The sequence below is a fragment of the Novosphingobium sp. ST904 genome, assembly GCF_001298105.1.
GTDB lineage: Bacteria > Pseudomonadota > Alphaproteobacteria > Sphingomonadales > Sphingomonadaceae > Novosphingobium.
In genome coordinates, this window is sequence record NZ_LGJH01000153.1 from 13,919 (window position 1) to 40,259 (window position 26,341).

Below are 26,341 nucleotides of genomic sequence, written 5' to 3' on the forward strand. Positions count from 1 at the left end.
CAATCGCCTCTCCCATGCGAAACTGATGAGCAGGTTGATGAGCGCCAAGTTGCCCTTCGTCGAAGAGGATTGGCTGGTCGTCCCGGTTCCCCTGCATCGCTGGCGGATCTGGAGGCGAGGGTACAATCAGGCGGCCGAACTGGCGCGGGAAATATCGGCAGTGGCCGGCGGCGTGCTTGTCGTCGATCTGCTTGAGCGCCGCAAGGCGACTCCGTCGCTTGGTGGACTGGGAAAGAAGGCTCGGCGGAGAGCGCTTTCGGGGGCGATTGGGGTTCACCGCAAGAGGAAGGATCGGCTGAAGGGCGCGAAGGTCTTGCTTGTGGATGATGTGCTCACCAGTGGCGCGACGAGCGATGCCTGCGTTTCCGCGCTCAAGCGGGGCGGTGCCGCCAAAGTTGTGATCGCCTGTTTCGCACGCGTTCTGGACGAAGCGCTGGAGCATACGCGCGGAGGAAATCGCGAAGTACCATTTGAGGAAGGGCTCTAACGAAAACGCCGGAGCTGGTGGCTCCGGGCGTCCTCGTGACGAAACTGTTGGACCCTGCTTTCGCAGTTCGGCGGTCCCCCTGTCGGCCGCCTGGCCCGATCCCTCATTCAACTGAACCAGACCACCCGAAGTGTATTCCAGTCTTTCCCTGAACCGTGGCGCTTGTATCTCAGCGACCTGTGGGTCAGAAGCAGCCCCCCAGCTGCAAGCCGACAATCCTACGAAACCCGGGGGTTGAAAAGAGGCGTCGCGGGGCTACGAGGATTTTGGTCAACGGCTGTGGTTATCGTGCAACAACCACGTTCAATGTATTCAATTCAGGGAAATTTCCGGCATGTCCGAAGTAACCAAGGCTGAACGGGAACACGGAAAAGCGTTTCTTCCGCGATTCGACGCGCAAGGTTTGCTGATCGCCATCGCCGTCGACTCGCAGACTCGCGAGATATTGATGGTAGCGTACATGAACGAGGAAGCGCTTCGGAAGACCCGCGAAACCGGCCTTGCCCATTTCCATTCGCGTTCGCGCGGGAAGCTCTGGCTCAAGGGTGAAACATCGGGCCATTTCCTTCGGATCGACGAGATTCGGGTGGATTGCGATCAGGATGCCATCGAGCTGAGGGTCACTCCGCAGGGCCCGGCCTGCCACACCGGCGCCCGCAGTTGCTTTTACCGTGCATTGGAAGGCGATTCGCTTTCGCCCGTGGATGGTTAACTATTTCAGGATTAACCCGGAAAATCCTTTAAATGCAGGGACGCGTGTTTTTCCATAAGAACATGCACTTGCGGGTCATTCGTCCAGGTTTAACCGTATTAAGCCGAGTTTTCAGCATCTTCGGCTGAGCGGATGGAACGGACAAGTCGTCGCAATCGGCTCGCAACACGCGAACGGCCAAGCGACTATCCAGGGTGACAGGGTGCAAGGGCCGTTTCCGGCCGCACCCGTCCCATAAAAAACGAACATTGTTATAGGCTTCAGCCGGCGTTTCGTGCCCCGGCCGATGGCTGTCGCCTGGCCTCGCCCCTACTTCCGTCATTCGCGATAAATGCCGGACCTGAAGGGGTGTGCAAAGGGAGCAGGGCGCCTGCGAGGCGTTCGGGGCGTATGGAAATGGAAGGGAAGCAAATGAAGCACAGAGCTTTGACAGCTGCCGTGACGGCGGGCCTTATGGCCGTGCCGACCGCTGCAATGGCGGATACCAAGTCATCCGCATCCATCGTCAATCCGCGCGCCTCGGCGAAATCCTACCGCTTCGGTGGAAACCACGCGGTCCGGGACCATTTCGCGCGGCTCTTCGGGCGCGGTAACCCGCATGGCGACAAGTGGGGCGGCGGCAGGCCCGGAAAGGGCCACGGAGACTGGGGTGGCCATCACCCGGAGGACGGCAAGTCACGCGGCTGCTGACGCGCTGAAACCGAAACCGTGGCCGTCCCGAGGGGCGGCCACGGCATCGAGGATCATCCCCGCGCTTCGTCAAAGCCCAGGATCTCGCCGAAGAACGCGAGCATTGCTGCCCAGCTCTGCCGGTCGGCACTGGCATCGTAGCCGATCGCGGCCATGCCGCGTTCGTCGCTGCCGGGATCGGTGAAGCCGTGACGGACACCGGAATAAGCATGGAAATGCCAATTGGCGCCGGCGCGGTCCATTTCTTCCCAGAAGCCGATCACCTGCTCGCGCGGGACGAGGGGGTCGGCATCGCCGTGACAGACGAGGATACGGGGCTTGATCGCACCCGGTTCGGCTGGGTTGATCGTGGAGAGCGTTCCGTGGAAGCTCACGGCACCGAGCAGGTCCTGCCCATCCCGCGCAGCTTCGAGCACGGCCTGACCGCCCATGCAGTAACCGATGCCGATCAGCGGCAGCCCGGCGGCCTCGGGAACGGCCCGCAGCGCAGCGATGGCCGCCGCGATCCGGGCGCGGTAATGCCCGTTGTCGGCGCGCAGCTTCTCGGCCAACGGGAACGATGCCTCGAAGCTGGCGACATGCTCGCCATAGAAGTCCGCGATCAGGACGAAGTAGCCGAGATCGGCCAGCATCGCCGCCCGCCGTTCCATGGCCGCGTTGACGTTCGCGATCGTCGGAAACAGGACCACGGCAGCGCGCGCGTCTTGTTCGGGACGCGCCAGGTGGCCGGTCAGATCCTGACCGGCGTGGCTGTAGGCAATCGTTTCGAGCATGGTCACTCCGGCAGGAAGTCCGGCACCGACAGGTAGCGTTCGCCGGTGTCGTAATTGAAGCCGAGTACACGGCTGTCCGCGGGCAGTTCCTTCAGCTTCTGCGCGATGGCGGCAAGCGTTGCGCCCGAGCTGATGCCGACGAGCATGCCTTCCTCGGTGGCGCAGCGGCGTGCCCATTCCTTCGCATCCGCCGGATCGACCTGAAGCGCACCGTCGATCGACTGGGTGTGCAGGTTGGCAGGCACGAAGCCGGCACCGATGCCCTGGATCGGGTGCGGCCCGGGCTGGCCTCCCGAGATGACCGGAGAGAGGGTGGGTTCTACGGCATAGGCCTTTAGCGTGGGCCAGGTCAGCTTGAGCGTTTCCGCGCAGCCGGTCAGGTGGCCGCCGGTGCCCACGCCGGTGATCAGCACGTCGATCGGCGTTTCGGCGAAATCGGCAAGGATTTCCTGCGCGGTCGTCTTCACGTGGACCGCGATGTTGGCCGGATTCTCGAACTGCTGCGGCATCCACGAGCCGGGCGTGGTCTCGATGAGTTCCCTGGCGCGCTCGATGGCGCCCTTCATACCCTTTTCGCGCGGGGTGAGATCGAAGGTCGCACCATAGGCGAGCATCAGGCGGCGGCGCTCGATCGACATCGATTCGGGCATGACCAGCACGAGCTTGTAGCCTTTGACCGCAGCAACCATGGCAAGGCCGATGCCGGTATTGCCGGAAGTCGGCTCGATGATCGTGCCGCCGGGCTTGAGTGTGCCTTCGGCTTCCGCAGTCTCGATCATGGCCAGCGCGATGCGGTCCTTGATCGATCCGCCGGGATTGGTGCGTTCGGCCTTTACCCAGACTTCATGGTCGGGGAACAGCCGTGATAGGCGGATATGCGGGGTATTGCCGATCGTGGCGAGGATGCTGTCGGCCTTCATGTCTCATGCTCCCATCGTGGTGCGAAGGTACGGGCACGGCGGATCTCCGGAAAGCTCCAGGCCCAGATTGCGGTAATGACTATGGCAGCGCCGCCGCCGAAGACAACAGCCCCGGTGGCGCCAAGCAGGGCTGCTGCGACGCCGGATTGCATCTCGCCCAGCTCGTTCGATGCAGAAATGGCAAGGCCGGAGATGGCGGAAACGCGGCCGCGCTTGTCGTCCGGCGTGCGCAACTGGACCAGCGAGCTGCGGATGAACACCGAAATCATGTCGGCCGCGCCGAGCATGGCGAGGAAGCCCAGCGACACCACGAAGCTGCGCGAAAGACCGAAGCCCACCGTCATCGCACCGTAAGCCGCAACCGACAGCAGCATCTTCACGCCGACGTTTTTGGCCAGCGGCCTGAACGAGAGCCAGAGCGCGACAATGGCGGCACCGGCAGCGGTTGCAGCGCGCATCTGGCCAAGGCCCTCCGGGCCAACATGGAGAATGTCGCGTGCGAAGACGGGCATCAGGGCGGTCGCGCCGCCGAGCAGCACTGCGAAAAGGTCGAGCGTGATGCAGCCCAGCAGGAAGCGCTCGCGCCAGATGAAGTGGAATCCGTCCACGATCTGGCGGATCGGATGATCCCGGCGCGCATCCTTGGGAACCGGCGGCAGATTGCGGATGCTGGTGATGCTGAAGGCGGCCACCGCCATGAGCGCGGCGGCGATCCAGTACGGCGTTGCGTGGTGGCGCGCGAAGAGGAAGCCGAAGGCGGCCGGGCCGATGATCGTTCCGGCCTCGATGGCGATCGAGTTGAAGGCGATCGCGCGGGGAATGAGGCTGGTGGGAACGATGTTCGGCGCGATCGCGGTCATCGACGGGCTGACGAAGACACGCGCGATGCCGTGGAGCGCGGCGAAGACGTAAAGGACCGGCAGGCTGCGCAGATCGAGTTCGGTGACGAGGGCCAGGCCGATGGCGACGAGGATGTCGACCGCCATGGCGAGACCCGCAACCTTCCGCCGGTCGAATCGGTCGGCAATGACGCCTGCCACCGGGGTCAGCAGGAAGATCGGAAGGAACTGTGCAAAGCCCAGCAGGCCGAGCTGAAACGAGGCTTCCGCGATCGACATGCCGTAGTCGGTGCGGGCCACGTCGTAGAGCTGGTAGCCGATGATGACGACCATGCCGGTAGAGGCGAAGACGACCGCAAAGCGGGCGAGCCAGAACTTGCGATAATCGGCGATGCGCAGAGGCGAGGAAGGTTCCGGCCCGGAACTCGGGGCGGACGGGCTGGGGGGCTGGATCGTGCTCACGGATCGCTGCATGGCAGCATGTCAAAGCATTGCCAAGACATGCCGCTCATGCGGAACGATAGGTTATGTTTTGGATCAATAAGTAAAGCGCGCGGTGATACGCACGTCGCGTCCGGCGATGGGCACGAAGTCGCGCGTTTCGGAAGCGGCGAGGCGCCCGGTGACGTCGAGCAGGTTGTCCGCGGCGAGGATGAGCGAGAGCGGGCCCTGTTCGCCGAACGGACGCCAGGTCGCGCTGGCGTTCACCAGCGTGAAGGCGTTCGTCGGGTTTTCGTTTTCGGTCACGCGGTCCTGCTTCGCGTTCCATTCGACTTCGCCGCGAAGGGTGAAGGCGGAGGAGTCGAACTCAAGGCCGCCGCGCGCGCGCAGCGGCGGGATGCGCGGCACGGGGCCCATGTCGACCAGGCGCGCGCGGGTATAATCGACGCCGCCATCGGCCTTGATCGACTTGTCGCCGCCCCAATGCGCGAACGTCACACCGCCCTCGGCCTCGATACCGCGGAAGCGGGCGCCGGCCTGAAGATACTGGTAGACCGGGAAGTCCTCGATCACTTCGCCGGTGGGCACAGCAGTGATGAAGTTCGAGAAGTTGGTGCCGAACACGGTAACCGATCCCGCCACGTCGCCACCGTTATAGCGCACGCCAGCCTCGATGCCGTTGCTGCGCTCGACCTTGAAGTCAGGGTTGCCGCGTTCGTAGGACTGGGTGGCGTCGTGCAGGCCGTCGACGAAGAGTTCTTCGGCCGAGGGCGCGCGTTCGCCGTGCGAATAGTTCACCGAAAGGGTGACATGGTCGATCGGGTGCCAGGCGATGCCGGCGACGCCCGAATACTGGTCGAAATTGCGCTTCTCGTCGGCCGGGATCGTGCGGATGCGCGTGTTTTCGTAACGCAGCGCGCCTTCGAGGTCGAACTGGCCCACTTCGAGGTGCTGCAGCGTGAAGACGGCGAAGCGGTCGGTGTTGTTGTCGGGCAGCAGCATCTCGTCGCCGCTGATGTCGAGCCGGGCGGACGAATACTGGATGCCGCTGGAGCCGCTCCAGATGCCGCGCTTTGCTTGGTCCGCCTGGACGCGCACTTCCACAGCCTTGTTGTGGAACTGGGTGCCGATGTTGCCATCCTCGATCTCGGCGTGCTCGTAGTCGCCATAGGCGCCGCGCAGTTCGAGGCGCTTGAGGAAGCCTTCGAGGTTCAGCCCGGCACGAAGGTCCACGCGGGTCTGGCGCAGCGAGATACTGGTTGCTTCGGGATCGGCCGAAGGGCGCGGGGGAATGCCGTAGTCGTTGGCGAGGCGCTGTACCGAGATGCCGATGTCGCCGCCGTCGTCGATGAATGCGACACCGCCGCCCAGCGTCCAGCCTTCGGTGCCGCTGTTGGCGATCTTGCCGCGCTGGTTGGCCTGCTGGGTCAGCGTGGCCGCGCCGGTGAGATCGCCTGCATCGGCAAGATCGCCAGCCTGCGTCAGGGTCTGCGCGCGCAGTTCCGGCGACAGGACGTAGCCGCCCACGTGGAGGTCGTCGCTGTGGTAATAGGAAGCGTCGAAGTGCGCCACGAGGCGGCTGGCGAGCCGGATATCGGTGGCAACGCCGCCGTTGACCATGTTCGCGGCCGTTCCGAACGAGCCCAGAGCATCGAGGCTGAAGGCCTTGTCCGGCACCTTGCGTGGGATCCGCTTGTCCACGGCATTGACGACGCCGCCCGAAGGATCGCTGGCATAGAGCAGCACGCGCGGGCCGTGCAGGACCTCGATCCGGTCCACGTTGAGCGTGTCGAGCGACACGGCGTGGTCTGCCGAGACGGAAGATGCGTCGAGCGAGCCGATGCCGTCCAGCAGCACCTGCACGCGCGGGCCGTCAAAGCCGCGCAAGACCGGGCGCGACACGCCGGGCGCGAAGCCGGTGCTGGAAACGCCTGGAAGGCTGGCAAGCATTTCGCCGATCTGCGGCTTGAGGTCACGCGTCAGCGCCTCGCCCGAGAGCACGACCGGCGCGGCGATGGGATCGGCATTGCCCGAGATCAGGCGGCCGGTGACGATGATTTCCGGGCCGTTTTCCTGCGGATGCCCGTCCGTGTCGGCCGCGCGCTCGGCGCGGGTGAGCCGGTCTGTGCCGCAGCGGTGCCGGGCATGACGGCAAGCGTCGAGGAGAGGGCGCTGGCAGTCACCAGCAGGGCGAGTCGGGCGGTTGGGAGCGTCATGCTCAACCGGCTAATTGCGAGGATATAACATATCAATGCTGAAATGTTTCGCGGCGATAGGGCGTTTCATACGCGCGATGAATGGAGTTTCGTCCTGAAATTCCCGGATAAATGGCGCCCTTGATCGCGGCGCCGGCAGCCAAGCCTTAGCGGCGCGGGCGCAGGCGAGGGTTCGGCTGAACCGTATCAACGAGCTTCAGGAAGTCATCGATGCGGATGATGCGCTCGAACTGGAAGCCGGCGCGGCCTTCGTGAGCCCAGATCAGATGCGCCTCGATCCGGCCAATCACCGGGAGGCGCATGACCAGGCGTTCGCCGCGGTCGAGCGGTTGTTCGCCTTGCGCCATGAAGCCCTGCGCAGAGAGATTGACGATGTGCAGATGGAGGTCGCCGAGCTGGCGATGTTCAGCAATCACCTTGTAATCGACGGGGTGCCGTGCCGCGCGACGCTTGTCGGTTACAGTGAGCTGCGCTCCTGCAGTCATCTCTAAATGCCTCATGATGGTGTTGTGACTGTGAGCGACAACGGTGCATCGAAATGGCAAAGAAACGGTTAACCTGTTCACTTTTGCGCGGTATGCGGCGGTCGAACGTGCCGCATATACGTTAAAATGCCCCGGTTCGGGGGAACCGGGGCATTCTTGCGAGTAGAACTGCGTAAGGGCTGTGGAACGGTGGTTCAGGCGCCCTTGAGCACGGCGTGCTTCTTCTTGCCGAGGCTGAGCTTGCGGGTTTCGCCGGCGGGGATCGCGATCAGATATCCCGGATCGTCCATCGTCACGTCGTCCAGCTTTACCGCGCCTTCACCGATCTTGCGCTTGGCCTCGCCGTTGGAGGCGGTGAAGCCAAGTTCGGTCAGCGCCGAGCCGAGGCGCACGCCTTCGCCCGTCACTTCGAGCGTGGGGAGATCCTGTCCGAGGCCGCCGCCCGCGAAAGTGGCCTTGGCGGTAGCTTCGGCGGCGACGGCTGCATCCTCGCCGCGGCACAGCCTGGTCACTTCGTTGGCGAGCACGACCTTGGCATCGTTGATCGCGGCGCCTTCGAGGGTTTCGAGGCGTGCGATCTCGTCCAGCGGCAGGTCGGTGAACAGGCGCAGGAACTTGCCGACGTCGCGGTCGTCGCAGTTACGCCAGTATTGCCAGAAGTCGTAGGAGGGCAGCATGTCCTCGTTGAGCCAGACCGCACCGGCCGCCGACTTGCCCATCTTGGCGCCGTCGGCTGTGGTGAGCAGCGGCGTGGTGATCCCGAAGACTTCCCTGGAATCCATTCGGCGGGTCAGTTCGATGCCGTTGATGATGTTGCCCCACTGATCGGAGCCGCCCATCTGCAACGCCACGCCCATTTCCCTGGAAAGGTGGCGGAAATCGTAACCCTGCAGGATCATGTAGTTGAATTCGAGGAAAGTCATCGGCTGCTCGCGTTCAAGGCGCAGGCGCACCGAGTCGAACGAAAGCATGCGATTTACGGTGAAATGCGTACCGACTTCCTGAAGCAGCTGGATATAGCCAAGCTGCCCGAGCCAGTCGTGGTTGTTGACCATCACCGCGTCGGTCGGCCCGTCTCCGAACTTCAGCAGGCGCGAGAAGATCGAGAAGATGCCCTTGATATTGGTCTCGATCGCCTCGTCGCTCAGCATCTTGCGGCTTTCGTCGCGGCCGGTGGGATCGCCGATACGGGTGGTGCCGCCGCCCATGAGCACGATCGGCTTGTGGCCGGCCTGCTGGAGGCGGCGCAGCATCATGATCTGCACGAGGCTGCCGATGTGGAGCGACGCGGCGGTGGCGTCGAAGCCGATATATCCGGGCACGACCTGCTTCGCCGCCAGGGCATCGAGGCCCTCCGCGTCCGTCATCTGGTGGATGTAGCCGCGCTCGTCGAGGAGGCGGAGCAGGGAGGAATTGTAGGTCATGATGGCCCAGTGCTTCTTTGGCTTGGATGGATCTAGAGCGGCGCGCGTAGCACGCACGGCGCCCAAGATGAAGCGGTTGGTCGCCCTGCCGCGGGCATCCGGCCGAATCCGCATTGCCAGCCCCCCGGCTCACCTTCTACCCGAACAGGCATGGCCTACCTGACCCGCCACCCGGCGCACCCCTCCACCCTCGTCCGTTCCATCGAAACCCGCGTGATCGGCTTCGATGCCGCCTGGCTGCGGGTTCGCTGGCGCATCCTCGGCGCCGGCAAGCTCGTGGTGCCTTCCTTCGCGGGCAAGGGCAGGGCGGACGAACTCTGGCGCACCACCTGCTTCGAACTGTTCCTGCAACCCGTGCAAGCCGCGGGCTATACCGAGTTTAATCTTTCGCCGTCGGAGCGCTGGAACGTCTACGATTTCTCGGGTCGCCGCGAGGGGATGGCCGAAAGGCCGATGCCCCGCGAGCCGGAATGCGCGATGCGCAAGGGTTCCGACATCGCCGTGTTCGACGCCGCCATTCCGGCGGGCGGCCTTCCGGAAGGCCCGCTGCGCTGCGGCTTCACGGCGGTGATCGAGGAGGAGGGCGGCGTGAAAAGTTACTGGGCACTTGCCCACAAGGCAGATGCGCCCGACTTCCACGATCCGTCTTGCTTCACGCTTGAGCTTGCGGCACCCACCGCCTCATGAAATTCGGCATCGATCGCCTGCTGGCGGACCCTGAACTGCGCGCTCCTCTCGAAGGACGCCGTGTCGCCCTCGTGGCCCATCCCGCCTCGGTAACCGAGGATCTGGTTCATTCGCTCGACGCGCTGATCGCCGCCGGCGTCAACGTGACGAGCGCGTTCGGGCCGCAGCATGGGCTCAAGGGCGACAAGCAGGACAACATGGTCGAGACGGCGAACGAGCTCGACCCGACTTACGGTATCCCGGTCTACAGCCTCTACGGTGAAGTACGCCGGCCGACCGAGGAGATGATGGCGAGCGCGGACGTGTTCCTGTTCGACCTCCAGGACCTCGGCTGCCGCATCTACACTTTCGTGACGACACTGCTCTATCTGCTCGAAGCGGCGCAGGAGCAGGGCAAGGCCGTCTGGGTGCTTGACCGGCCCAACCCGGCGGGGCGCCCGGTCGAGGGCACGATCCTGCTGGCTGGGCAGGAGAGCTTCGTCGGCGCCGGTCCTATGCCGATGCGTCACGGATTGACGCTGGGCGAGATGGGGCACTGGTTCGTGCGCCGCTTCGGTCTCGACGTGGACTACCGCGTGATCGCCATGGATGGCTGGGAACCGGAAGGTCCGGGCTTCGGCTGGCCGCAGGACCGTATCTGGATCAACCCGAGCCCGAACGCGGCCAATCTCAACATGGCGCGCGCCTATGCGGGCACGGTAATGCTGGAAGGCGCATTGCTCTCGGAGGGGCGCGGGACCACGCGGCCGCTCGAAGTGCTGTTCGGCGCGCCGGATGTCGATGCCAGGGCCGTTCTTGCCGAAATGGAGCGTATCGCGCCCGAATGGCTGGCCGGCTGCGCGCTGCGGGAATGCTGGTTCGAACCGACGTTCCACAAACATGCCGGAACCCTGTGCAGCGGACTGATGATCCATGCCGAGGGCAAGTTCTACGATCACCATGCCTTCCGGCCCTGGCGCCTGCAGGCGCTGGCCTTCAAGGCGATCCGGAACCTCTATCCGGACTACGCGATCTGGCGCGACTTTCCTTACGAATACGAATTCGATCGCCTGGCCATCGACGTTATCAACGGCGGCCCGGCGCTGCGTGAATGGGTGGAGGATCCGGCCTCGGTTCCGGCCGATCTGGAAGCGATCGCGGGAGCGGACGAGGCGGCATGGCGCCAAGAGATCGCCGACCTGCTGATCTATCGCTGAAACAGGATCGAGGGCTCCCGAGCGGGAGCCCTCTCCATTGGTGCGCTGCTTAGAAGCGCATGCCGCCGGTCAGGGCGACGTGGCGGCGCTGGAAGTTCACGCCTTCAAAGCTGCCGAGATCGGCATAGTTGAATTCGACGCCGACATAAGTGGCGGCGGAAAGATTGTAGTCGAAGCCGATCGCGCCCTGGATGCCGTCAAGCGTTTCGGAGTCGGAGTCACCGTCGAAGGTCGCCTTGAGCTTCATGCGGTCGTAGCCGACCTTGGCGTAAAGCTGCGAACGGGTGCCCAGGTTCAGGCCGATGCGGCCGCCGGCTGCGAAGTTGCCGGCCGAACCGAGGCAGAGGCCGCTGTCGCATTCCTTCGAGCGGGCGTATTCGTAATTGACGTAAGGCCCCACGGTGACTTTCGTGCTGACCGGAAGGTCGTAGCCGATCTCGCCGCCAAACGAGACGGACTGGCCCAGCTTGTAAACGTCGCCGTCGCTGACGGTGGGCGTTTCCCAACCGACGCGCGCTTCCGCGCGAAGACCGGAGAGCTTGGTCTCGTCGGCCAGAGCGGGCTGGGCAAGCAGAGCTGCGGCCACGAGGCCGTACTTATAAAAATTCATAATTTCCCCCTTTGGAGAAGCGCACCCGCTTCGCCAAATTACCGATTAAAGAACTGTAATGCCTTTATTTTTATGCGCCCGAAGCGAGCGCGCAGCTAGCGGCTCTCGTGGCGGCTTTCAATCGACAATTTCATGAATTGCGACGGACATGTTGTTTTCGGGATGGTGATGCAGTCGTGCAACAATCGCAGCGATATTTGCCTCTGGCCGGTCTATTCATGCGGGCAATGCCGCGTCAGGCTTTCTTCCGGCTGAGTTCGCGCATGGCGCCGTCCAGACCGTCGAGCGTCAGCGGGAACATTGCCCCGCCAACCAGTTCGCGGATCATCCGGGTCGAACTGGAGTAGACCCACTGCTGCTCGGGCGTGGGGTTGAGCCAGACCGTTGCCGGATAGGTCCGGGCGATACGGCCCAGCCACACCGCCCCCGCTTCCTCGTTCATGTGCTCCACCGAACCGCCGGGGTGGCTGATCTCGTAAGGGCTCATCGCGGCGTCGCCCACGAAGATCACCTTGTAGTCGTGCCCGTACTTGTGAAGCACGTCCCAGGTGGGCGTGCGCTGGGACCAGCGGCGGCGATTGTCCTTCCACAGGCCTTCGTAGATGCAGTTGTGGAAGTAGAAGAATTCCATGTTCTTGAACTCGGCGCTGGCCGCGCTGAACAGTTCCTCCATGAGCTGGATGTACGGGTCCATCGATCCGCCGACATCGAGGAACAGCAGTACTTTCACGGCATTGTGCCGTTCCGGCCGCATGACCACGTCAAGCCAGCCCTGCTTCGCCGTGCCCCGGATGGTACCTTCGAGGTCGAGTTCCTCGGCCGCACCTTCGCGTGCAAAACGGCGCAGGCGCCGGAGGGCAACCTTGATGTTGCGGGTGCCGAGATCGCGGGTGTTGTCGAGATTGGCGAACTCGCGCTTTTCCCAGACCTTGATGGCACGGCCGTGCGCGCCTTCGCCGCCGACGCGGATGCCCTCGGGGTTGTAGCCGGCATGGCCGAAGGGAGAGGTGCCGTTTGTGCCCACCCATTTGTTCCCGCCCGAGTGCCGCTTTTCCTGCTCAGCCAGACGCTTCTTCAGCGTCTCCATGATCTCGTCCCAGGAACCGAGCGACTTGATCTGCTGCATTTCCTCCTGCGAGAAATAGCGCTCGGCGACTTTTTTCAGCCAGTCCTCGGGAATGTCGACCGGCTGCTGGCCGTAATCGGTGAGAACGCCCTTGAAGACCTTCTGGAACACCTGGTCGAACCGGTCGAGCAGGCCTTCGTCCTTCACGAAAGTGGCGCGACTGAGGTAGTAGAAGGCTTCCGGCGTCTGTTCGATCACCCCGCGGTCGAGCGCTTCGAGAAGCACGAGATGCTCCTTGAGCGAGGCCGGAATACCGGCGGCGCGCAGCTCGTCGACGAAATTCAGCAGCACGGCAGCATCTCCATTCCCCGTGACTTCTGGTCGCGCCCTCCCGCCTCGTCAATCTTCGCGCTCGAAGAACCGGCAGTGCGATTGTGACGTTCGAACGGGCGGCTATAAACGCGGGGTGCAGCTTACATCGAATCAGGTCGCTCGATATCGCGAAGACGCCGTCAGGGCCTTGCAACGCGGGGATGGCAGGGCCGCCCTGGCCGCTCTGGAACCCTTAGCCACGCTACCCGACCCACCGTTGCTCTCGATTGCGCAGGCACATCTCATGGCCTCGGACCCGGCTGGTGCCGAGGCGGTGCTTGAAAGAGTTCTCGCCGCCGATCCCCGCAACATCGGCGCGTTGCTCCTGAAGGGCGATTCGCGGACCCGGCTCGGAGACAGCCGCGCCGCGATCGCGTTCTACAAGGCCGCACTGGACGCCGCTTCGCGTCTCTCGTCGGTGCCGCCTGCATTACAAGCGGCACTGGGGCAGGCGCAGCGACAGATCGCGGCGTTTTCCGCGCGCTACGAAGACGAACTGCGCGCTCGCCTTGCCAACGATATCGGCGGCGTCTCGATAAGTCCGCGGATCGCCGAGGCGCTGGACATTCTGACCGGCAAGCGGGAAGTTTTCGTCCAGCAGCCGCAAAGCTTCTATTTTCCGGGCCTGCCGCAAATCCAGTATTACGAACGCGAGCAGTTCGATTGGGTTTCTGCCGTAGAGGCGGAAACGGAAGCGATCCGGGAAGAGCTGCTCGCCGTACTCGCGCAGGACGGTGCATTTCGTCCCTACGTGGAATCCGAACCGGGACGGCCCGCCAAGCAGAATTCCATGGTTGGAGATCCGCGGTGGGGGGCCTGGTACCTGTGGCGGGGCGGCGAAGCAGTTGCCGGGCAAGCAGAACGTTGCCCCCGGACGATGGCGGCGCTGGAACATGCGCCCATCCCGCGTGTCACGGGGCGCTCGCCGATGGCGCTGTTTTCCCGCCTTCAGCCCGGCATGCATATTCCGGCCCATACCGGCTTCCTGAACACGCGACTGATCTGTCACTTGCCGCTCGTCGTTCCGGCGGGGTGCCGGTTCCGCGTGGGTAACGAGACGCGTCAGTGGGAAGAGGGAAAGTTGCTCATCTTCGATGACAGCATGGAGCATGAGGCCTGGAACGATGGTTCGCAGGACCGCGTCGTCCTTCTGTTCGAAGTCTGGCGGCCCGAGATCAGCGCGGAAGATCGCGCCGCGCTTACCGTGATGTTCGAGTACATTTCCGCTTACGACGCGTAAGCCGCTTCGGTTCGGCGGCGGATACCGTGGACGGCGGCCACCAGTACGAACGAGATGTACATCAGGAGATACCATGCCCCCAGCTTCGCCGGATGCACCAGCGTCCAGCCGGACTGCTGGTCCGGGTAGATCCAGGCGCGCGAGAACGTGCCGAGGTTTTCGGCGAACCAGATGAACAGGCTGGCCAGCAGCCATCCCAGCAAGAGCGGCATCCAGCGGTCCGCACGCCAGACCCGGAAGCGGATGCGGGTGCGCGCGAAAAGGACGGCCAGCGCCGCGAACAGACCGATCCGGATGTCGGGCAGCCAGTGGTGGGCGAAGAAGTTCACATAGACGGCGATCGCCAGGACCCATGTGGCGGGGATGGGCGGGTAGCGGGTGAAGCGAAAGTCGAAAATCCGCCAGACGCGGGCGATATAGCTGCCCACGGCGGCATACATGAAGCCGGAAAACAGCGGCACGCCGCCGATCCGCAGCAGGCTTGCCTCAGGATATTGCCAGGATCCGTAAGCGGTCTTGAACAGCTCCATCACCGTGCCCACGACGTGGAAGGCGAGGATCACTTTCGCCTCGTCATAGGTCTCCAGCCGCAAGGCGAGCATGGCCACCTGGATTGCCAGTGCGGCCAGCGTCAGGAAGTCGTAGCGGGCCAGCGCTGCATCGGCTGGGTAGAACAGGTGAGTGGCCACCAGCAGCGCCAGCAAGACGCCGCCATAGAGGCAGGCCCAGCCTTGCTTGAAGCCGAACAGCAGGAATTCATACAGCCAAGACTGCCATCCGGCTGCGGGTGTAAAATCCTCTAGTTGCTGCCGGATGGCGGCAAAACGGGTCTGCATGACAGGAAATGTTTGGCCCGGCAGCTCGATCAGGAGCCTGTCGGCGCCGGAGACGCGGGAGCGGGCGGCTGGCGGGGCCAGCTCTCCAGAGCCTTGTCGAAGCTGCCCATTCGGGCGCGTCTTCCGTCCAGATCACGGTTTCCGGGTGCAGGCCGTGGCCCGCATCGAGAGCGCCGAGGCGCACGGTTGCGAGGTGCGGGCGCGCCGAGCTTTGCGCATAGACCTGCGTGCCGCACTTCGGACAGAAGTGAAAGGCCAGGGTATTGCCGCTTGCCGCCGTCCACGCCGAGTGGGCGAGTTCGCCTTCGATCGCGACATCCTCGACCTTGAAGATGGCGTTGTTGGTCGGCCCGCCGGAGGCGATCTGCTGGCACTGGCGGCACCAGCACTGCCGCGTGCCGATCGGTTCGCCTGTTACTTCGAGCGTGACGGCGCCACATGCGCAGCGGCCGGGATAGGGGGCGGTCATGGCGTTCTTCTCAATTTCCCCGGCGCGCCATGAAAGCGAGCCGTTCGAAGAGCATGACGTCCTGTTCGTTCTTGAGCAAGGCTCCGTGCAGCGGCGGGATCGCCTTCGTCGGGTCCTGGTTCTGAAGGACGTCGAGCGGCATGTCCTCGCTGAGCAGGAGCTTCAGCCAGTCCAGCAGTTCGCTGGTGGAAGGCTTCTTCTTGAGGCCGGGAACCTCGCGCAGTTCGTAGAAGATTTCCATCGCGCGGGTGACGAGGGTCTTCTGAATGCCGGGGAAGTGGACATCGACGATGGCCTGCATCGTTTCGCGGTCGGGAAAGCGGATGTAGTGGAAGAAGCAGCGGCGCAGGAACGCGTCGGGCAGGTCCTTCTCGTTGTTCGAGGTGATGACCACGATGGGGCGGTCCTTTGCCGCCACGCGTTCGCCGGTCTCGTAAACGTCGAAAGCCATTCGATCGAGTTCGGCGAGGAGATCGTTCGGAAACTCGATATCGGCCTTGTCGATCTCGTCGATTAGGAGGACAGGCAGGCGCGGCGAGGTGAACGCCTCCCACAGCTTGCCCTTGCGGATGTAATTGTTGATGTCATGGACGCGCGCATCGCCGAGCTGACCGTCGCGCAGGCGGGCCACGGCGTCGTACTCGTAGAGGCCTTGATGGGCCTTGGTGGTGGACTTGACGTTCCAGGTGATGAGCGGGGCATCGAGGGAGGCGGCGATCTGCTCCGCCAGCACGTCTTGCCGGTGCCGGGTTCGCCCTTCACCAGAAGGGGACGGCGCAGCAGGACGGCGGCGTTCACCGCGACTTTCAGGTCATCGGTCGCGACGTAGCTGCTGGTGCCTTCAAAACGCTGCAAACTGCCGGAATTATCGTCCACGCCTATCCGTCCTTATCCGCAAAACCCTGCTTTTCCGCCAAGTTCTCCACTGCTGTCTGAGCCTGTGCAGATGCGCATGTTTGACGCATCTTTGACGACTTGACGTGGACGATATGGCAAAAAAGCGCTCAAAAAGGCCCCGCTTGCAACCCGCGCCGCGCGGGCGAAACTTGCCGAGGGTGTGCACTGGCGGGGCGTAAATGCGCAAGAGCATTTAGGATGCCGGCGCGGGAAGCGCGGGGGCGTTTGGTTGGTGCGTTGGCGTGGCTTACAGGGAAACCCTTATATTCGTAAGGCATCGACGACGATCTTGAATGCGGGCAGGTTCTGACGCCGGCTCGGATAGTAGAGGAAGTAACCGTCGAACAGGGGCGACCAATCGTCCAGGATCTGAACCAGCGCGCCTGACGCGACATGCTGCTCCACGATGTTCTCCGGGACGTAGGCGATGCCGTAGCCGCTTACCGCCGCGTCGATCATCGCGTAGGAATTGTTGAAGGTCACTTGCCCGCTCACCCTGACGCGCAGCGCCTGACCGTCTTTCTCGAATTCCCAGGCATAAAGCCCCCCGGCGCTTTCATGCCGCATATTGATGCAGACATGCCCCACAAGTTCGTGCGGATGTTCCGGTGCACCATGCGCGTCGAGATAAGAGGGTGACGCCACCGCAACCAGACGCCAGTCCGGACCGATGCGGACGGCGATCATGTCCTTTTCAACCGCCTCTCCAAGCCGGACGCCTGCATCGAAACCCTCTTCGACGATGTTGCGGAAAGTGCTGTCGAGGATCAGTTCGACGCTGATGTCGGGATAGGCGCTGAGAACCGGTTTGAGCTTCGGCCAGACGACGCTCTCCAGCGCATGGTCGGACAGGGTTAGCCGGATCGAGCCGGACGGCTTGTCCCGGAACGTCATCAACGCGGCGATCTCATCCTCGATCTCGCCAATTCGCGGGGCGATGGTCTGGAGCAGCCGCTCTCCGGCGATGGTTGTCGCGACACTGCGCGTCGTACGCGACAGCAGCCTTATCCCCATACGCTCTTCGAGCTGCCTGATCGCATGGCTCAGCGTCGATTGTGAAATGCCCAGTTTCGCCGCTGCCCGCGTGAAGCTGTGTTCTTCGGCGACGGCCTGAAACCAGGCAAGTTGGTTGAGGTCGGTCTTGGCCACAGGTGCCCTTCCACTGTCGCGCCAGGTGATTATTCGGCTGTGTCGATAAGTTCATGCGAATTTGCACGTCTAATCGCATGATCGCTTGATGGCTAGATTGGCTCTGTAGATCGAAGCAGGAGTCTGTTTAATGGTGGTCACGACCACATCCGATGCCCGGAGTAGGCCCGTTGGCGCCTGGGGTGCAGTACTGTCCATGGCGCTGTGCGTGGCGATGCTGATAGCTTCGGAATTCATGCCGGTCAGCTTGCTCACGCCGATGGCGGAAGGGCTTCACGCATCCAGCGGCCAGACCGGACAGGCCATTTCGATCAGCGGATTGTTTGCGGTGTTGTCCAGCATGCTCATCACCACGGCCGCCGGCACGGTAAACCGGAAATCGGTTCTGGTCGCGATGACCGCCCTGATGCTGATTTCGCTCATCCTGGTCGCGGCGGCGCCAAATTTCGCAATGCTCATGATGGGCCGCGCTCTGCTCGGCGTCTGTATCGGAGGTTTCTGGGCATTGGCCACCGCCGTGATCATGCGCCTGGTGCCCGAGGCCGACGTGCCGCGCGCGCTGGCCCTGATGTACGGCGGACAGGCCATAGCCGCAGCCTTTGCCGCGCCGATCGGCAGCTATCTGGGCGGCATTTTCGGCTGGCGCGCGGTGTTCTGGGCGCTAACGCCCATCGTCGCGGTCAATCTCTTCTGGCATCTGGTAGCGTTGCCCTCGCTTCCCGCGAGCCAGCGCCAGGACTTCAGGTCGATGTTCAGCCTGCTCAAGCGGCCCCACTTCCTGCGCGGCCTGATTGCGGCGATGCTGACCTGGGGTTCGGCCTTCACGATGTTCACTTATCTTCGGCCTTTTCTGGAACAGGTGACGGGCGTGGGCCTCTCGGCCCTGTCGATCCTTTTGCTGATCCTGGGCTGCGCCGGGTTTATCGGCACCTGGGCGGCCGGGCGCTTCCTGACCGGCAATGTCGCCCCCCTCTTGAAGTTGCCGGCTCTCCTGATGGGCGGTTGCACGGCGGGACTGCTGCTGCTCGGCCACTGGGTAGTGGCTGCCAGCATCTTCCTTGCACTTTGGGGTGTCATGAACACCGCCATGTCGGTGATCTGGATGACATGGATGTCTCAGAATGTGGATGATGCGCCGGAAGCTGCAGGCAGCCTGATGGTCGCCGCGATCCAGGCCTCGATACTGCTCGGCGCGGTTGTCGGCGGCCTGCTACTGGACGGTCTGACGATCGTTGCGACTTTTACCGGCAGCGTGGTTCTTGCCGGTCTCGCGCTCGCTCTCATCGGCAGCGGCCAGCGGCTGCTGAAGCCCGCCCGCGCGTAGCTACCGCTCCTCTCCCGCAAATAACGAACCTCCACATGTCGCACGATTGGAGATGCCCATGAGTACCCCTGAGACGAATGCGCCAGCCCCCGGCCTTCATCGGCGTGAACTTCTGAAACTGACGGGTGCAGGCATCGCCGCATTCGGTGCGGCTTCAATCATCGCCTCCTCCAACGCAAAGGCTCAGACTATGACAAACGAATGGGACAAGACCTTCCCGAAAAGCGCCAAGCTTGACCACCAGAAGGTCACGTTCAAAAACCGCTACGGCATTACGCTCGCCGCCGATATGTATCTGCCGAAGAATCCAACCGCCAAACTGGCCGCAATCGTGGTCAGCGGCCCGTTCGGCGCCGTGAAGGAGCAATCCTCGGGCCTCTATGCGCAGGCCCTGGCGGAACGCGGGTTCGCAACGCTGGCGTTCGATCCCTCCTATACCGGCGAAAGTGGCGGCGAGCCGCGTAACGTCGCATCACCGGATATCAACACCGAGGATTTCAGTGCGGCCGTCGATTTCATCGGGCTGCGGCCGGAAATCGATCGCGAGCGGATCGGCGTCATCGGTATCTGCGGCTGGGGCGGTATGGCGCTCAGCACCGCGGCGATCGACAAGCGGATCAAGGCCGTCGTCGCCAGCACCATGTACGACATGACCCGTGTCATGTCGAAGGGCTATAACGACAGTGTGACCCCGCAGCAGCGCACGGAGACGCTTGAGGAACTGAGCCGCCAGCGCTGGACGGACGCCGAAGAGGGCAGCCCTGCTTATGGCCCCGTATCGTTGGAACTGAAGGGCGGTGAGCCGCAGTTGTCGTGGAATATGCGGCTTATTACAAGACGAAGCGCGGGTTCCATCCCCGGGCCATCAACTCGAACGCGGCATGGTCTCTCACTACGCCCCTGTCGTTCATGAACCTGCCGATCCTCACTTATATTGCTGAAATCTCACCCCGGCCGATCCTGCTTATCCATGGCGAGAAGGCTCATTCCCGCTATTTCAGCGAGACGGCCTTTGCGTCAGCGGCTGAGCCCAAAGAACTGATGATCATTCCGGGTGCCACCCACACCGACCTCTACGACCAGGTAGACATCATACCGTTCGACAAGCTGACCAGCTTCTTCCAGGAGCATCTCGGCGCCTGACCGGATGAGGACACGCGGCCGCGCGCGACGAAGTGGCGCGCGCGCCTTGGCCTAAGCGGACCCCGACCTGTCGTTCGGCGACTTCTTCCGTCCTCGTGCGGCAGGCTTTTCCGGCAAGGTCTTTCCATACTCTTCCCACCACGCCGTCAGCGCCTCCATGGTGGGGCCAAGCCCGCGCGCCTTGGTCGTCATCTCATATTCGACGCGCGGCGGCACTTCCGCGAAGACGGTGCGCGAGACCAGGCCATCTGCCTCCAGTTCGCGAAGCTGGGCGGTGAGCATGTGCTGCGTGATGCCCGGGATGCCCTTTCGCAATTCCCCGAACCGATGCACCCGCTGATGCAGCAGCCACATGATCTCCAGTTTCCATTTGCCCGAGAGCATCGCGAAGGCGCGGCGCATCTCGTCCTGCATGGTGAAGCCATCGTCAGCCATCAGTATGATTTTCCATACTTAGTGTCACGAATTCATCCTACTTGTAGCATCTCATCCTGGATGACATTTCGATACAGGTTCAGGTCGCTGTTGGGAATCCTCAAGTCCGCCGAACGTCAATCAACCGGATCGTCGCCTGCATTGGCGGCGGGGGGAGTGTTATGTCCGCAATCTACACATATTGGATCAGCACGGGATTGCTTGTCCTGCTCTATCTCACGTCCGCTTTCTTCTACGCCACCAGGAAAGACTGGGTCAGGTCAGCCCTCGTCGAATTGAATTATCCGGCGCCCTATTTGCTGACTTTCATGATCGCGGTGAAGATCGTTGGACCTGTAGCGATCCTGTCCCGCGTTAGCGTGGCACTCAGCGACCTCGCCTATGCCGGCATCTTCTATCACCTCGTGCTCTCCGGGATGGCCCATCTCGGCGTGGGCAAGCCGAAGGGCGCCATGCCTGCGGCTGTGGCGCTGGTGCTTCTGGCCGCGTCGTTCGCCACGCAGAACGCCGCACGCGACATCCCATCGCCTTACGCGCCGGCTTTCGGCGTGCACCAGTCAACACATATCGAAAGGAATTCATAATGGGTCGTCTTGACGGAAAGGTCGCCATCATCACCGGCGCAGGCCGCGGTATCGGCCGCGCTACCGCGAGGCTATTCGCCGCAGAGGGCGCGAAAGTCGCGGTCCTCTCGATCACGCCCGCGAATGTCGATGCGGTCGTCGCGGACATCGAGGCCGCCGGTGGAACCGCACTGGGCGTGCCGACCGACGTCAGCGACCCGGATCAGATCAGGGCCGCAGTCGACACGGTGGTCGCCGCCTGGGGACGGATCGACATCCTCGTGAACAATGCCTTCGATCCCGGAGTGGTCATGTCGCCGATCAACGATCTTTCGGTCGAGCAGCTTCAACGCAACTTCGATACCGGCCCGATCGCCAGCCTGCGGGCGATGCAGGCCTGCTATCCCTATCTCAAGGCCAGCGGCGAAGGCCGGGTCATCAATTTCGGATCGCCCGCGGCCACGCTCGGGATGTCGCCCTACGGCCCATATAACATGGCCAAGGAAGCCACGCGGGCGCTCACGCGTACAGCGGCGCGCGAATGGGGGCCGGACAACATCACCGTCAACAATGTCCTGCCCGTGGCCGACACCTGGGGTGCGGCGGAAGCGAATGCGCCTGCGCCCGATAGCGCGCTTGCGCGGTTCGGTTCGCCTGAAGAGGACGTTGCCCCGGTGGTGCTGTTCCTCGCCAGCAAGGATGCCCGGTTCCTGACCGGCTACAGCCTCACGCCCGACGGCGGAATGATCATCGATACTGCGCGCTAAGCGGTGAAATGGAGCACTTTTCTATGAGTGCTCCTTCCCGCCACGACGAGTTGGGGTGGCTTTTTGCGGGAGCCCCGAGGCTGGATGTGACCCTTGTCGGTCATTCAGGCGCGGATTTCCACTTCCCACGCGAATACCGGCCGCTTTTCCGTAGGCTTCCCGTTCCACGGCAGCAACTCGTCGATCCGGTTTATGGGATGGCCGTTTCACCTTCAGCGAATGAAAAATTCGACCGGAACGACCAGTTCCAGCGTATCACCGGGCCTGTCTTCCGGCGGCCGGGGCAATGGCTGGGCACGTTTCGCCAGTGTCGGCGCTTCGCGATCGAGTTCAGGGAAACCGCAGGAGCGTTCGAGGCTGGTCGACAGCACACGCCCGTCCCGGTCCATCGTGAAACGGATATAGGGAACGCCTTGCTGACGGCGGGCATGGGCTCCAGAGGGATAGCGCCGATACTTGTTGAGCCGGGCAAGGACCCGTCCCTCCCAGCGATCTGCGGCATTGCTTGAGACCTGGGGAGCGGGCGCGCCGGGACGGTCTCGGGCGCGGCAGTTTCGGGCCGCGGGGGAGCCGGGTCAGGGAGCTTTGGCGGTGTGACGGTGGCGGGAGTCTGAAGCGGGGACAGGGCGATCGCTACGGGTTCGCGCGGTTCAACCTTCGGCGGTGGCGGCGCGGGCTCCTGCTTTTCGACGGGCCGCGGCGCTTCCTTATCCTTGGGCGGGGTCTCCTCGGGCGAGGCAAGCGGCACTTGCTCGACCATCAGCGCGGCCGAAGCCCTGGGGGGCTCGACCATGGTCCGGAAGGTCGCGAAAAGGCACACGAGCACCAGTCCATAGAGGCCGGCAGTGCCGACAAGGCCCAGCCAGCGGCTGCCCCCGCTCGTGCGATAGCGCTCGGGCGCATCGACGAGGAGGGACATGCCGGAAAACGGCGACGGAAGTTCCGATACCATCGAAGTCAGGCGCCGCCGTTCGCTCACAGTTTGTAGCGGGCCGTGAACAGCACGTTGCGCGGCGCGCCGTAGGTGTAGGATGTGTAGAGGCCGTATCCATCGTAATACGTCTTGTCGAAGAGGTTGTTGAGCACGATCGAGAGCGAGAGGTGATCGTTCACCTCATAGCCGCCGATCAGGCCGACAACGCCGACATTGCCCTGCTTCGCGGTACCATAGGAGGTCGCGTAGTGGGTAGCGTCCTGCCATGTCAGGTTGGCCCCGATCATCGCGCCGTCGAGAGTGCCCGTGTGGAAGCGATAGGAGGTTGCCAGCTTGCCCTGGTTTTGCGGCAGGCCGGTGTTCACGCGGCTTCCGGCGGCGGTGCGGGCGTGCAGATAGGTGTAACCGCCCTGCACCTGCCAACCGGGCAGGATTTCGCCCGAGACTTCGAACTCGATACCCTTGCTGGTAACGCCGTCCTGCCCCTCATAGGCCTGCGCGCCGGACGGTGTGGTTTCACCGGGAACGGCAACCGCCACGTTGTTCTGCCTGAGGTAGAACCCGGCGATGCTGGTGTTGAGCTTGCCGTCCAGGAATTCGCCCTTGATGCCGGCCTCGTAATTGTCGCCGGTGACCGGATCGAGCACCCTGTCGTTGGCGTCGTAGACCGACGCGGGCGAGAAGATCTGGGCATAGCTGGCGTAGACCGAAAGGTTCTTCGCAAAGTCGTAGACCACGCCGGCATAGGGCACGAACTTGCCGCTTTCATCGAGCTTGCGGCTGAGCGTGCCGTTGACCACGTCGCGCAGCTTGTAGGTCGTGAAGTTGGTGCCGAGGATTACCGAGAGGCCGTCAAGCGGGCGCAGGCGCGCTGTGGCATAGGCACTGCTCTCGCGCTCCATCGTGCGGCGCTGCACGACCGAAGCGCCAGACCAATCGTCGAGCGGCGCGATCTCGCCGTCCCAATCAGCCAGCAGGGTGGTCGGTTGGTCCTTGGTCGTATCCGTGCGGTGCAGGACGCCGCGGGTCCAGGAGTAACCGGCCACGACATCTGCGTCCCAGCCGCCGAGATCGACATGACCGGTGACTTGTGCGTCCAGACCCTTGGCCTTGCGATCAGGGGTCAACGTCGTGTTGTAGATCGTCGCCAGGCCCGTCTGCCGGTTCGGTGCGACGGCGCCATAGATCTGGCGCACCAGCATGTCGCGGATCAGTCGCGAATCCGTGAGGCGGAGGCGGGCCTGCCAGTCGGGCGAGAAATCGTGCTTCACGTCCACGAAGACCTTGCGGCTCTTCGATTCCAGATAGGCGCCCTTGCTCGACGGGCTCCATGATCGCTTGGCGATGAAGCGCGTACCGTCCGACCAGAACAGCGGGATCGCACCGTAAGTCGAACCATCGGTGTGCGAATACTGGTACTCGATCCCGGCATCGACCACCGTGTCGGGGGTCAGGTCGTATTCGAGAATGCCGTAATAGGTCTGGGCTTCCTTGTGGTAGTAATTTGAAAAGTTGTCGCGACTCTCGAAGGCGGCAACGGCGCGGGCGCGCAATGTCCCTTCCTCGTTGACCGGACCCGAAATATCCGCCTCGCCGCGATAGCGGTTCCATGATCCCGCGCTGACCGAGGCATGGCCCTGCAATTCGCTGGTCGGGCGCTTGAGCACGAGGTTGATGGAAGCGGACGGGTTGCCCACGCCCTTGAGCAACCCGCTGGCGCCGCGCACCACTTCAACGCGGTCCAGCGTCACGGTGTCGACTTGCGTCAGGAAGCTGGCGCTGGCGTCCTGATCGTAGGAACGCAGTCCGTCGACCTGGACGATAGTGGTCGAAAACCCGCGCGAATAGAGGAAGTGGCGGTCGCTGTCGTCGTGCGAGAGGACGATGCCGGGTACCACGCGCAGCGCATCGGTAACCGAGATCAGTTGCTGGTCGTCAAGTTGTTGGCGGGTCACGACCGACATCGATTGCGGCGTCTCGCGCGGCGAGAGGTCGAGGCGGGTCACGCCCTTGGTCTGGCGGATCGTGTAAGAGCCGGTGCCTTCCGTGGCATTGGGATCGCTCGTCAAACTGGCGGTAATGCCGTAGTCGCCGCCATCCCCCTGAACCTGTACCGGGCCGAGCTGGATCGTGCCGCTCGCCGACTGCGGAGCGCGCTCCAGCGTGGCGGTGCCCGCACCTGTGAAGCGGAAGGTAAGGCCGGTACCCCCAAGCAGGCGCGAAAGCGCTTCTGCCGAACCGAACTCTCCCTTTACCGCAGAGGCGTTTACGCCTTCGGCAAGGTCGGCCGGGTAGGCGACCTGAATGCCGGACTGCTGCATGTACTGGCGAATTGCGCCGGGAAGCGGCTGGACCGCAATATCGAAATTGCGGGCGGCCTGACGGGCATTCTGGGCGAGCGCCGGGGCACCGGCGGCAAGCGCGAAGACCCCTCCCGATGCCAGTAGTGACAGGCGAAGCGTGGCGCCGGCAATTCGGCGGTACGATGGCAACGACATTCTATTATCCCCTGCTCGACAAGCGGGACGCGCCTAATTCTGCAAATAATCCGCATTAGCAGTGCGTCCATTGTGTCTGACGTCGGGCAGGGGTGGCTTCCTAACATGGCGATGAAAAATTTTACCGGGCTGGACGCAAAACGGCGATTCCTGCCAGGCGGTAGACATCGAACCCGGACATCTGGGCAATGGCGTCGATGGCTTCCTCAGGCTTGTCGGTACGGAATGCGGCGCTGATCCGCGCCGCTTTCTCGACGCTACCCATGACCAGAACGGGGCCGCGCCGATAGCGACCGATCGCGGCGATGGCGTCGCTTACCGCCACCCTGTCGAGCAGCAGTTCGCCATTGCGCCAGACGGCGATATCACCGGTTGCCGCATCGCCGAGCCGCAAGGCCGGGCCGCCACGTTCATAGCGCGCGCGCTGCGCCGCCTGCAGAAAAAGCGGTGAAGCGGGGGTGCCAGAGCGGACTGCCACTTCACCCTGCGTCACGCTGACAAATACACTATCGCGCTCTCGGCGCACCTCGAAAGCCGTGCCGACATCCTGCGTAACCCCGCCCAGCGCCTCGACCCGGAACGGGCGAGCATCGCCATGGCGCACGTCGAACCATACATCGCCTTTCAGCACCGATACGCGCCGCTCGTTGTCGCTGAAACGCACGGCGATGGCGGAATCTGCGTCGAGAACGGCGGCGCTGCCATCGGGCAAGGTCAGGCTCTCCACGGCGATCCCGGAGCGGTGATCGGCCTGCAACGAGAGCATCAGTTCGGGAAAGGCCAGCACCGCGGCCAGTGCGGCAACTCCAGCGAAGGCGATTCTCGGCCATGCACGGCGAGGAACGCGCGCTTGCTCGCGCCGCGACCACGGCAAGCGCCTTGGGCGTTGCGGACCGCCCGGTGCAGGCGCGCTTGCCCGTCCGAGGGCGCGCCAGAGCGCGCGCTGATGCTCGAACGCCCGGTTGTGGTCCGGGTGAGCCGCCCGCCACTGCTTGAAGCGGTCGAGTTCCGCGCTGTCCATTTCTCCCGACGCCAGCCGCGCGACCCAGCCGCGTGCCGTTTCTGCCAGAGCTTCGGCCTCCAGTGCCTCTTCGGGATCCATCACGCCCTCGTCCCCAGTGCGGCCCGCAGCGGCGTAAAACCGCCTGCCACAAGGTACGACGTTTCA

Annotated in this window: 26 protein-coding genes and 2 pseudogenes; 11 read left to right on the forward strand and 17 right to left on the reverse strand. The window is 63.5% G+C overall.

Translation table 11 applies throughout. The features are described from left to right. Positions 1 to 37 precede the first annotated feature (37 nt). The 3 genes from ADT71_RS35845 to ADT71_RS17480 all read left to right on the forward strand — a co-directional run bounded on the left by ADT71_RS35845 (position 38) and on the right by ADT71_RS17480 (position 1,889). Positions 38 to 487 carry a ComF family protein gene (locus ADT71_RS35845; RefSeq protein WP_369818301.1) on the forward strand — a complete coding sequence of 150 codons (450 nt, stop codon included), beginning with the start codon at positions 38 to 40 and terminating at the stop codon, positions 485 to 487. Positions 488 to 821: 334 nt separating this feature from the next. Then, positions 822 to 1,199, forward strand: a complete 378-nt coding sequence (gene hisI, locus ADT71_RS17475; RefSeq protein WP_054438839.1) for a phosphoribosyl-AMP cyclohydrolase — start codon at positions 822 to 824, stop codon at positions 1,197 to 1,199. A gap of 411 nt (positions 1,200 to 1,610) precedes the next feature. Further along, positions 1,611 to 1,889, forward strand: a complete 279-nt coding sequence (locus ADT71_RS17480) for a hypothetical protein (RefSeq protein WP_132468785.1) — start codon at positions 1,611 to 1,613, stop codon at positions 1,887 to 1,889. 53 nt (positions 1,890 to 1,942) lie between these two features. On the opposite strand, the gene ADT71_RS17485 is transcribed toward ADT71_RS17480, so the two are convergent. The 7 genes from ADT71_RS17485 to tyrS all read right to left on the reverse strand — a co-directional run bounded on the left by ADT71_RS17485 (position 1,943) and on the right by tyrS (position 8,987). Beyond that, entirely contained in the window at positions 1,943 to 2,662 is a 720-nt protein-coding gene (locus tag ADT71_RS17485) for a dienelactone hydrolase family protein (RefSeq protein WP_197283062.1), read from the reverse strand. A 2-nt stretch (positions 2,663 to 2,664) separates the two neighbouring features. Then, positions 2,665 to 3,582 (reverse strand): cysteine synthase A, encoded by a 918-nt coding sequence (cysK, locus tag ADT71_RS17490; protein ID WP_054438842.1) that lies wholly within the window; start codon positions 3,580 to 3,582, stop codon positions 2,665 to 2,667. Beyond that, positions 3,579 to 4,895 carry an MFS transporter gene (locus ADT71_RS17495; RefSeq protein WP_054438843.1) on the reverse strand — a complete coding sequence of 439 codons (1,317 nt, stop codon included), beginning with the start codon at positions 4,893 to 4,895 and terminating at the stop codon, positions 3,579 to 3,581. Before ADT71_RS17495 ends, cysK begins: the two co-directional genes overlap by 4 nt. 63 nt (positions 4,896 to 4,958) lie before the next feature. Next, positions 4,959 to 6,863, reverse strand: coding sequence for a TonB-dependent receptor (locus ADT71_RS17500; protein WP_231635980.1), 1,905 nt, complete (start codon positions 6,861 to 6,863; stop codon positions 4,959 to 4,961). A 35-nt stretch (positions 6,864 to 6,898) separates the two neighbouring features. Next, complete coding sequence (locus ADT71_RS31470) at positions 6,899 to 7,078, reverse strand: hypothetical protein (protein ID WP_156336653.1); 180 nt, start codon at positions 7,076 to 7,078, stop codon at positions 6,899 to 6,901. 146 nt (positions 7,079 to 7,224) lie between these two features. Further along, a complete protein-coding gene (locus ADT71_RS17505; RefSeq protein WP_054438847.1) occupies positions 7,225 to 7,563 on the reverse strand; it encodes a PilZ domain-containing protein in 339 nt (112 codons plus the stop codon). Positions 7,564 to 7,757: 194 nt separating this feature from the next. Then, positions 7,758 to 8,987: a tyrosine--tRNA ligase gene (tyrS, locus tag ADT71_RS17510; protein WP_054438977.1), complete on the reverse strand. Its 1,230-nt coding sequence runs from the start codon at positions 8,985 to 8,987 to the stop codon at positions 7,758 to 7,760. 150 nt (positions 8,988 to 9,137) lie between these two features. Between tyrS and ADT71_RS17515 the strand changes: the two genes are divergently transcribed. Beyond that, on the forward strand, positions 9,138 to 9,674 hold the full coding sequence (locus tag ADT71_RS17515) for a DOMON-like domain-containing protein (protein WP_054438849.1): 537 nt from the start codon (positions 9,138 to 9,140) through the stop codon (positions 9,672 to 9,674). Further along, positions 9,671 to 10,870, forward strand: a complete 1,200-nt coding sequence (locus ADT71_RS17520) for an exo-beta-N-acetylmuramidase NamZ domain-containing protein (protein ID WP_054438851.1) — start codon at positions 9,671 to 9,673, stop codon at positions 10,868 to 10,870. The genes ADT71_RS17515 and ADT71_RS17520 overlap by 4 nt, the downstream gene beginning before the upstream one ends. Positions 10,871 to 10,919: 49 nt before the next feature. On the opposite strand, the gene ADT71_RS17525 is transcribed toward ADT71_RS17520, so the two are convergent. Further along, entirely contained in the window at positions 10,920 to 11,480 is a 561-nt protein-coding gene (locus ADT71_RS17525) for an outer membrane beta-barrel protein (protein WP_054438853.1), read from the reverse strand. 235 nt (positions 11,481 to 11,715) lie between these two features. Next, positions 11,716 to 12,897: a VWA domain-containing protein gene (locus tag ADT71_RS17530; protein ID WP_054438855.1), complete on the reverse strand. Its 1,182-nt coding sequence runs from the start codon at positions 12,895 to 12,897 to the stop codon at positions 11,716 to 11,718. 265 nt (positions 12,898 to 13,162) lie between these two features. Here ADT71_RS17530 and ADT71_RS17535 point away from each other — a divergent pair, with 265 nt between their 5' ends. Beyond that, positions 13,163 to 14,158 carry an aspartyl/asparaginyl beta-hydroxylase domain-containing protein gene (locus ADT71_RS17535; RefSeq protein ID WP_231635981.1) on the forward strand — a complete coding sequence of 332 codons (996 nt, stop codon included), beginning with the start codon at positions 13,163 to 13,165 and terminating at the stop codon, positions 14,156 to 14,158. Here ADT71_RS17535 and ADT71_RS17540 read toward each other — a convergent pair. From ADT71_RS17540 to ADT71_RS17555, 4 genes and pseudogenes are all read right to left on the reverse strand, one after another. Continuing rightward, positions 14,146 to 14,994: a DUF817 domain-containing protein gene (locus tag ADT71_RS17540; RefSeq protein WP_054438858.1), complete on the reverse strand. Its 849-nt coding sequence runs from the start codon at positions 14,992 to 14,994 to the stop codon at positions 14,146 to 14,148. The genes ADT71_RS17535 and ADT71_RS17540 overlap by 13 nt on opposite strands. After that, the gene (locus tag ADT71_RS30495; RefSeq protein ID WP_231635982.1) at positions 14,915 to 15,463 is read right to left on the reverse strand and encodes a GFA family protein; all 549 of its coding nucleotides are present in this window, start codon (positions 15,461 to 15,463) and stop codon (positions 14,915 to 14,917) included. Before ADT71_RS30495 ends, ADT71_RS17540 begins: the two co-directional genes overlap by 80 nt. Positions 15,464 to 15,473: 10 nt before the next feature. Then, positions 15,474 to 16,318 (reverse strand): annotated as a pseudogene (locus tag ADT71_RS17550) (AAA family ATPase). A 303-nt stretch (positions 16,319 to 16,621) separates the two neighbouring features. Then, positions 16,622 to 17,509 (reverse strand): LysR family transcriptional regulator, encoded by an 888-nt coding sequence (locus ADT71_RS17555; protein WP_054438862.1) that lies wholly within the window; start codon positions 17,507 to 17,509, stop codon positions 16,622 to 16,624. Positions 17,510 to 17,639: 130 nt separating this feature from the next. Here ADT71_RS17555 and ADT71_RS17560 point away from each other — a divergent pair, with 130 nt between their 5' ends. Genes ADT71_RS17560 through ADT71_RS32280 form a run of 3 tightly spaced genes read left to right on the forward strand, consistent with a single transcriptional unit; the run spans position 17,640 to position 19,976 of the window. Then, positions 17,640 to 18,833: an MFS transporter gene (locus ADT71_RS17560; RefSeq protein WP_054438864.1), complete on the forward strand. Its 1,194-nt coding sequence runs from the start codon at positions 17,640 to 17,642 to the stop codon at positions 18,831 to 18,833. A gap of 58 nt (positions 18,834 to 18,891) precedes the next feature. Further along, positions 18,892 to 19,746: an alpha/beta hydrolase gene (locus ADT71_RS17565; protein ID WP_197283063.1), complete on the forward strand. Its 855-nt coding sequence runs from the start codon at positions 18,892 to 18,894 to the stop codon at positions 19,744 to 19,746. Continuing rightward, positions 19,743 to 19,976 (forward strand): alpha/beta hydrolase, encoded by a 234-nt coding sequence (locus ADT71_RS32280; protein WP_197283064.1) that lies wholly within the window; start codon positions 19,743 to 19,745, stop codon positions 19,974 to 19,976. Before ADT71_RS17565 ends, ADT71_RS32280 begins: the two co-directional genes overlap by 4 nt. 51 nt (positions 19,977 to 20,027) lie before the next feature. Here ADT71_RS32280 and ADT71_RS17570 read toward each other — a convergent pair whose 3' ends face one another. Next, complete coding sequence (locus tag ADT71_RS17570; RefSeq protein ID WP_054438866.1) at positions 20,028 to 20,411, reverse strand: helix-turn-helix domain-containing protein; 384 nt, start codon at positions 20,409 to 20,411, stop codon at positions 20,028 to 20,030. A gap of 161 nt (positions 20,412 to 20,572) precedes the next feature. Between ADT71_RS17570 and ADT71_RS17575 the strand changes: the two genes are divergently transcribed. Both ADT71_RS17575 and ADT71_RS17580 read left to right on the forward strand, forming a co-directional pair. Beyond that, positions 20,573 to 20,995 carry a DoxX family protein gene (locus ADT71_RS17575; RefSeq protein ID WP_054438868.1) on the forward strand — a complete coding sequence of 141 codons (423 nt, stop codon included), beginning with the start codon at positions 20,573 to 20,575 and terminating at the stop codon, positions 20,993 to 20,995. Continuing rightward, positions 20,995 to 21,741, forward strand: a complete 747-nt coding sequence (locus tag ADT71_RS17580; RefSeq protein ID WP_054438870.1) for an SDR family NAD(P)-dependent oxidoreductase — start codon at positions 20,995 to 20,997, stop codon at positions 21,739 to 21,741. The genes ADT71_RS17575 and ADT71_RS17580 overlap by 1 nt, the downstream gene beginning before the upstream one ends. A gap of 212 nt (positions 21,742 to 21,953) precedes the next feature. Here ADT71_RS17580 and ADT71_RS35850 read toward each other — a convergent pair. From ADT71_RS35850 to ADT71_RS17595, 3 genes and pseudogenes are all read right to left on the reverse strand, one after another. Beyond that, positions 21,954 to 22,175 (reverse strand): annotated as a pseudogene (locus tag ADT71_RS35850) (energy transducer TonB); the annotation flags it as partial. 541 nt (positions 22,176 to 22,716) lie between these two features. Further along, the gene (locus ADT71_RS17590) at positions 22,717 to 25,173 is read right to left on the reverse strand and encodes a TonB-dependent receptor (protein WP_054438875.1); all 2,457 of its coding nucleotides are present in this window, start codon (positions 25,171 to 25,173) and stop codon (positions 22,717 to 22,719) included. 121 nt (positions 25,174 to 25,294) lie between these two features. Beyond that, on the reverse strand, positions 25,295 to 26,275 hold the full coding sequence (locus ADT71_RS17595; RefSeq protein WP_231635990.1) for a FecR domain-containing protein: 981 nt from the start codon (positions 26,273 to 26,275) through the stop codon (positions 25,295 to 25,297). Positions 26,276 to 26,341: the final 66 nt, after the last annotated feature.

What these genes read in the sequence shown, in the direction of transcription:
- ADT71_RS35845 (WP_369818301.1), top strand. Translation starts at nt 38, where the DNA reads ATGAGCGCCAAGTTGCCCTTCGTCGAAGAGGATTGGCTGGTCGTCCCG.
- hisI (WP_054438839.1), top strand. Translation starts at nt 822, where the DNA reads ATGTCCGAAGTAACCAAGGCTGAACGGGAACACGGAAAAGCGTTTCTT.
- ADT71_RS17480 (WP_132468785.1), top strand. Translation starts at nt 1,611, where the DNA reads ATGAAGCACAGAGCTTTGACAGCTGCCGTGACGGCGGGCCTTATGGCC.
- ADT71_RS17485 (WP_197283062.1), bottom strand. Translation starts at nt 2,662, where the DNA reads ATGCTCGAAACGATTGCCTACAGCCACGCCGGTCAGGATCTGACCGGC.
- cysK (WP_054438842.1), bottom strand. Translation starts at nt 3,582, where the DNA reads ATGAAGGCCGACAGCATCCTCGCCACGATCGGCAATACCCCGCATATC.
- ADT71_RS17495 (WP_054438843.1), bottom strand. Translation starts at nt 4,895, where the DNA reads ATGCAGCGATCCGTGAGCACGATCCAGCCCCCCAGCCCGTCCGCCCCG.
- ADT71_RS31470 (WP_156336653.1), bottom strand. Translation starts at nt 7,078, where the DNA reads ATGACGCTCCCAACCGCCCGACTCGCCCTGCTGGTGACTGCCAGCGCC.
- ADT71_RS17505 (WP_054438847.1), bottom strand. Translation starts at nt 7,563, where the DNA reads ATGACTGCAGGAGCGCAGCTCACTGTAACCGACAAGCGTCGCGCGGCA.
- tyrS (WP_054438977.1), bottom strand. Translation starts at nt 8,987, where the DNA reads ATGACCTACAATTCCTCCCTGCTCCGCCTCCTCGACGAGCGCGGCTAC.
- ADT71_RS17515 (WP_054438849.1), top strand. Translation starts at nt 9,138, where the DNA reads ATGGCCTACCTGACCCGCCACCCGGCGCACCCCTCCACCCTCGTCCGT.
- ADT71_RS17520 (WP_054438851.1), top strand. Translation starts at nt 9,671, where the DNA reads ATGAAATTCGGCATCGATCGCCTGCTGGCGGACCCTGAACTGCGCGCT.
- ADT71_RS17525 (WP_054438853.1), bottom strand. Translation starts at nt 11,480, where the DNA reads ATGAATTTTTATAAGTACGGCCTCGTGGCCGCAGCTCTGCTTGCCCAG.
- ADT71_RS17535 (WP_231635981.1), top strand. Translation starts at nt 13,163, where the DNA reads ATGGCCTCGGACCCGGCTGGTGCCGAGGCGGTGCTTGAAAGAGTTCTC.
- ADT71_RS17540 (WP_054438858.1), bottom strand. Translation starts at nt 14,994, where the DNA reads ATGCAGACCCGTTTTGCCGCCATCCGGCAGCAACTAGAGGATTTTACA.
- ADT71_RS30495 (WP_231635982.1), bottom strand. Translation starts at nt 15,463, where the DNA reads ATGACCGCCCCCTATCCCGGCCGCTGCGCATGTGGCGCCGTCACGCTC.
- ADT71_RS17560 (WP_054438864.1), top strand. Translation starts at nt 17,640, where the DNA reads ATGGTGGTCACGACCACATCCGATGCCCGGAGTAGGCCCGTTGGCGCC.
- ADT71_RS17565 (WP_197283063.1), top strand. Translation starts at nt 18,892, where the DNA reads ATGAGTACCCCTGAGACGAATGCGCCAGCCCCCGGCCTTCATCGGCGT.
- ADT71_RS32280 (WP_197283064.1), top strand. Translation starts at nt 19,743, where the DNA reads ATGAACCTGCCGATCCTCACTTATATTGCTGAAATCTCACCCCGGCCG.
- ADT71_RS17570 (WP_054438866.1), bottom strand. Translation starts at nt 20,411, where the DNA reads ATGGCTGACGATGGCTTCACCATGCAGGACGAGATGCGCCGCGCCTTC.
- ADT71_RS17575 (WP_054438868.1), top strand. Translation starts at nt 20,573, where the DNA reads ATGTCCGCAATCTACACATATTGGATCAGCACGGGATTGCTTGTCCTG.
- ADT71_RS17580 (WP_054438870.1), top strand. Translation starts at nt 20,995, where the DNA reads ATGGGTCGTCTTGACGGAAAGGTCGCCATCATCACCGGCGCAGGCCGC.
- ADT71_RS17590 (WP_054438875.1), bottom strand. Translation starts at nt 25,173, where the DNA reads ATGTCGTTGCCATCGTACCGCCGAATTGCCGGCGCCACGCTTCGCCTG.
- ADT71_RS17595 (WP_231635990.1), bottom strand. Translation starts at nt 26,275, where the DNA reads ATGGATCCCGAAGAGGCACTGGAGGCCGAAGCTCTGGCAGAAACGGCA.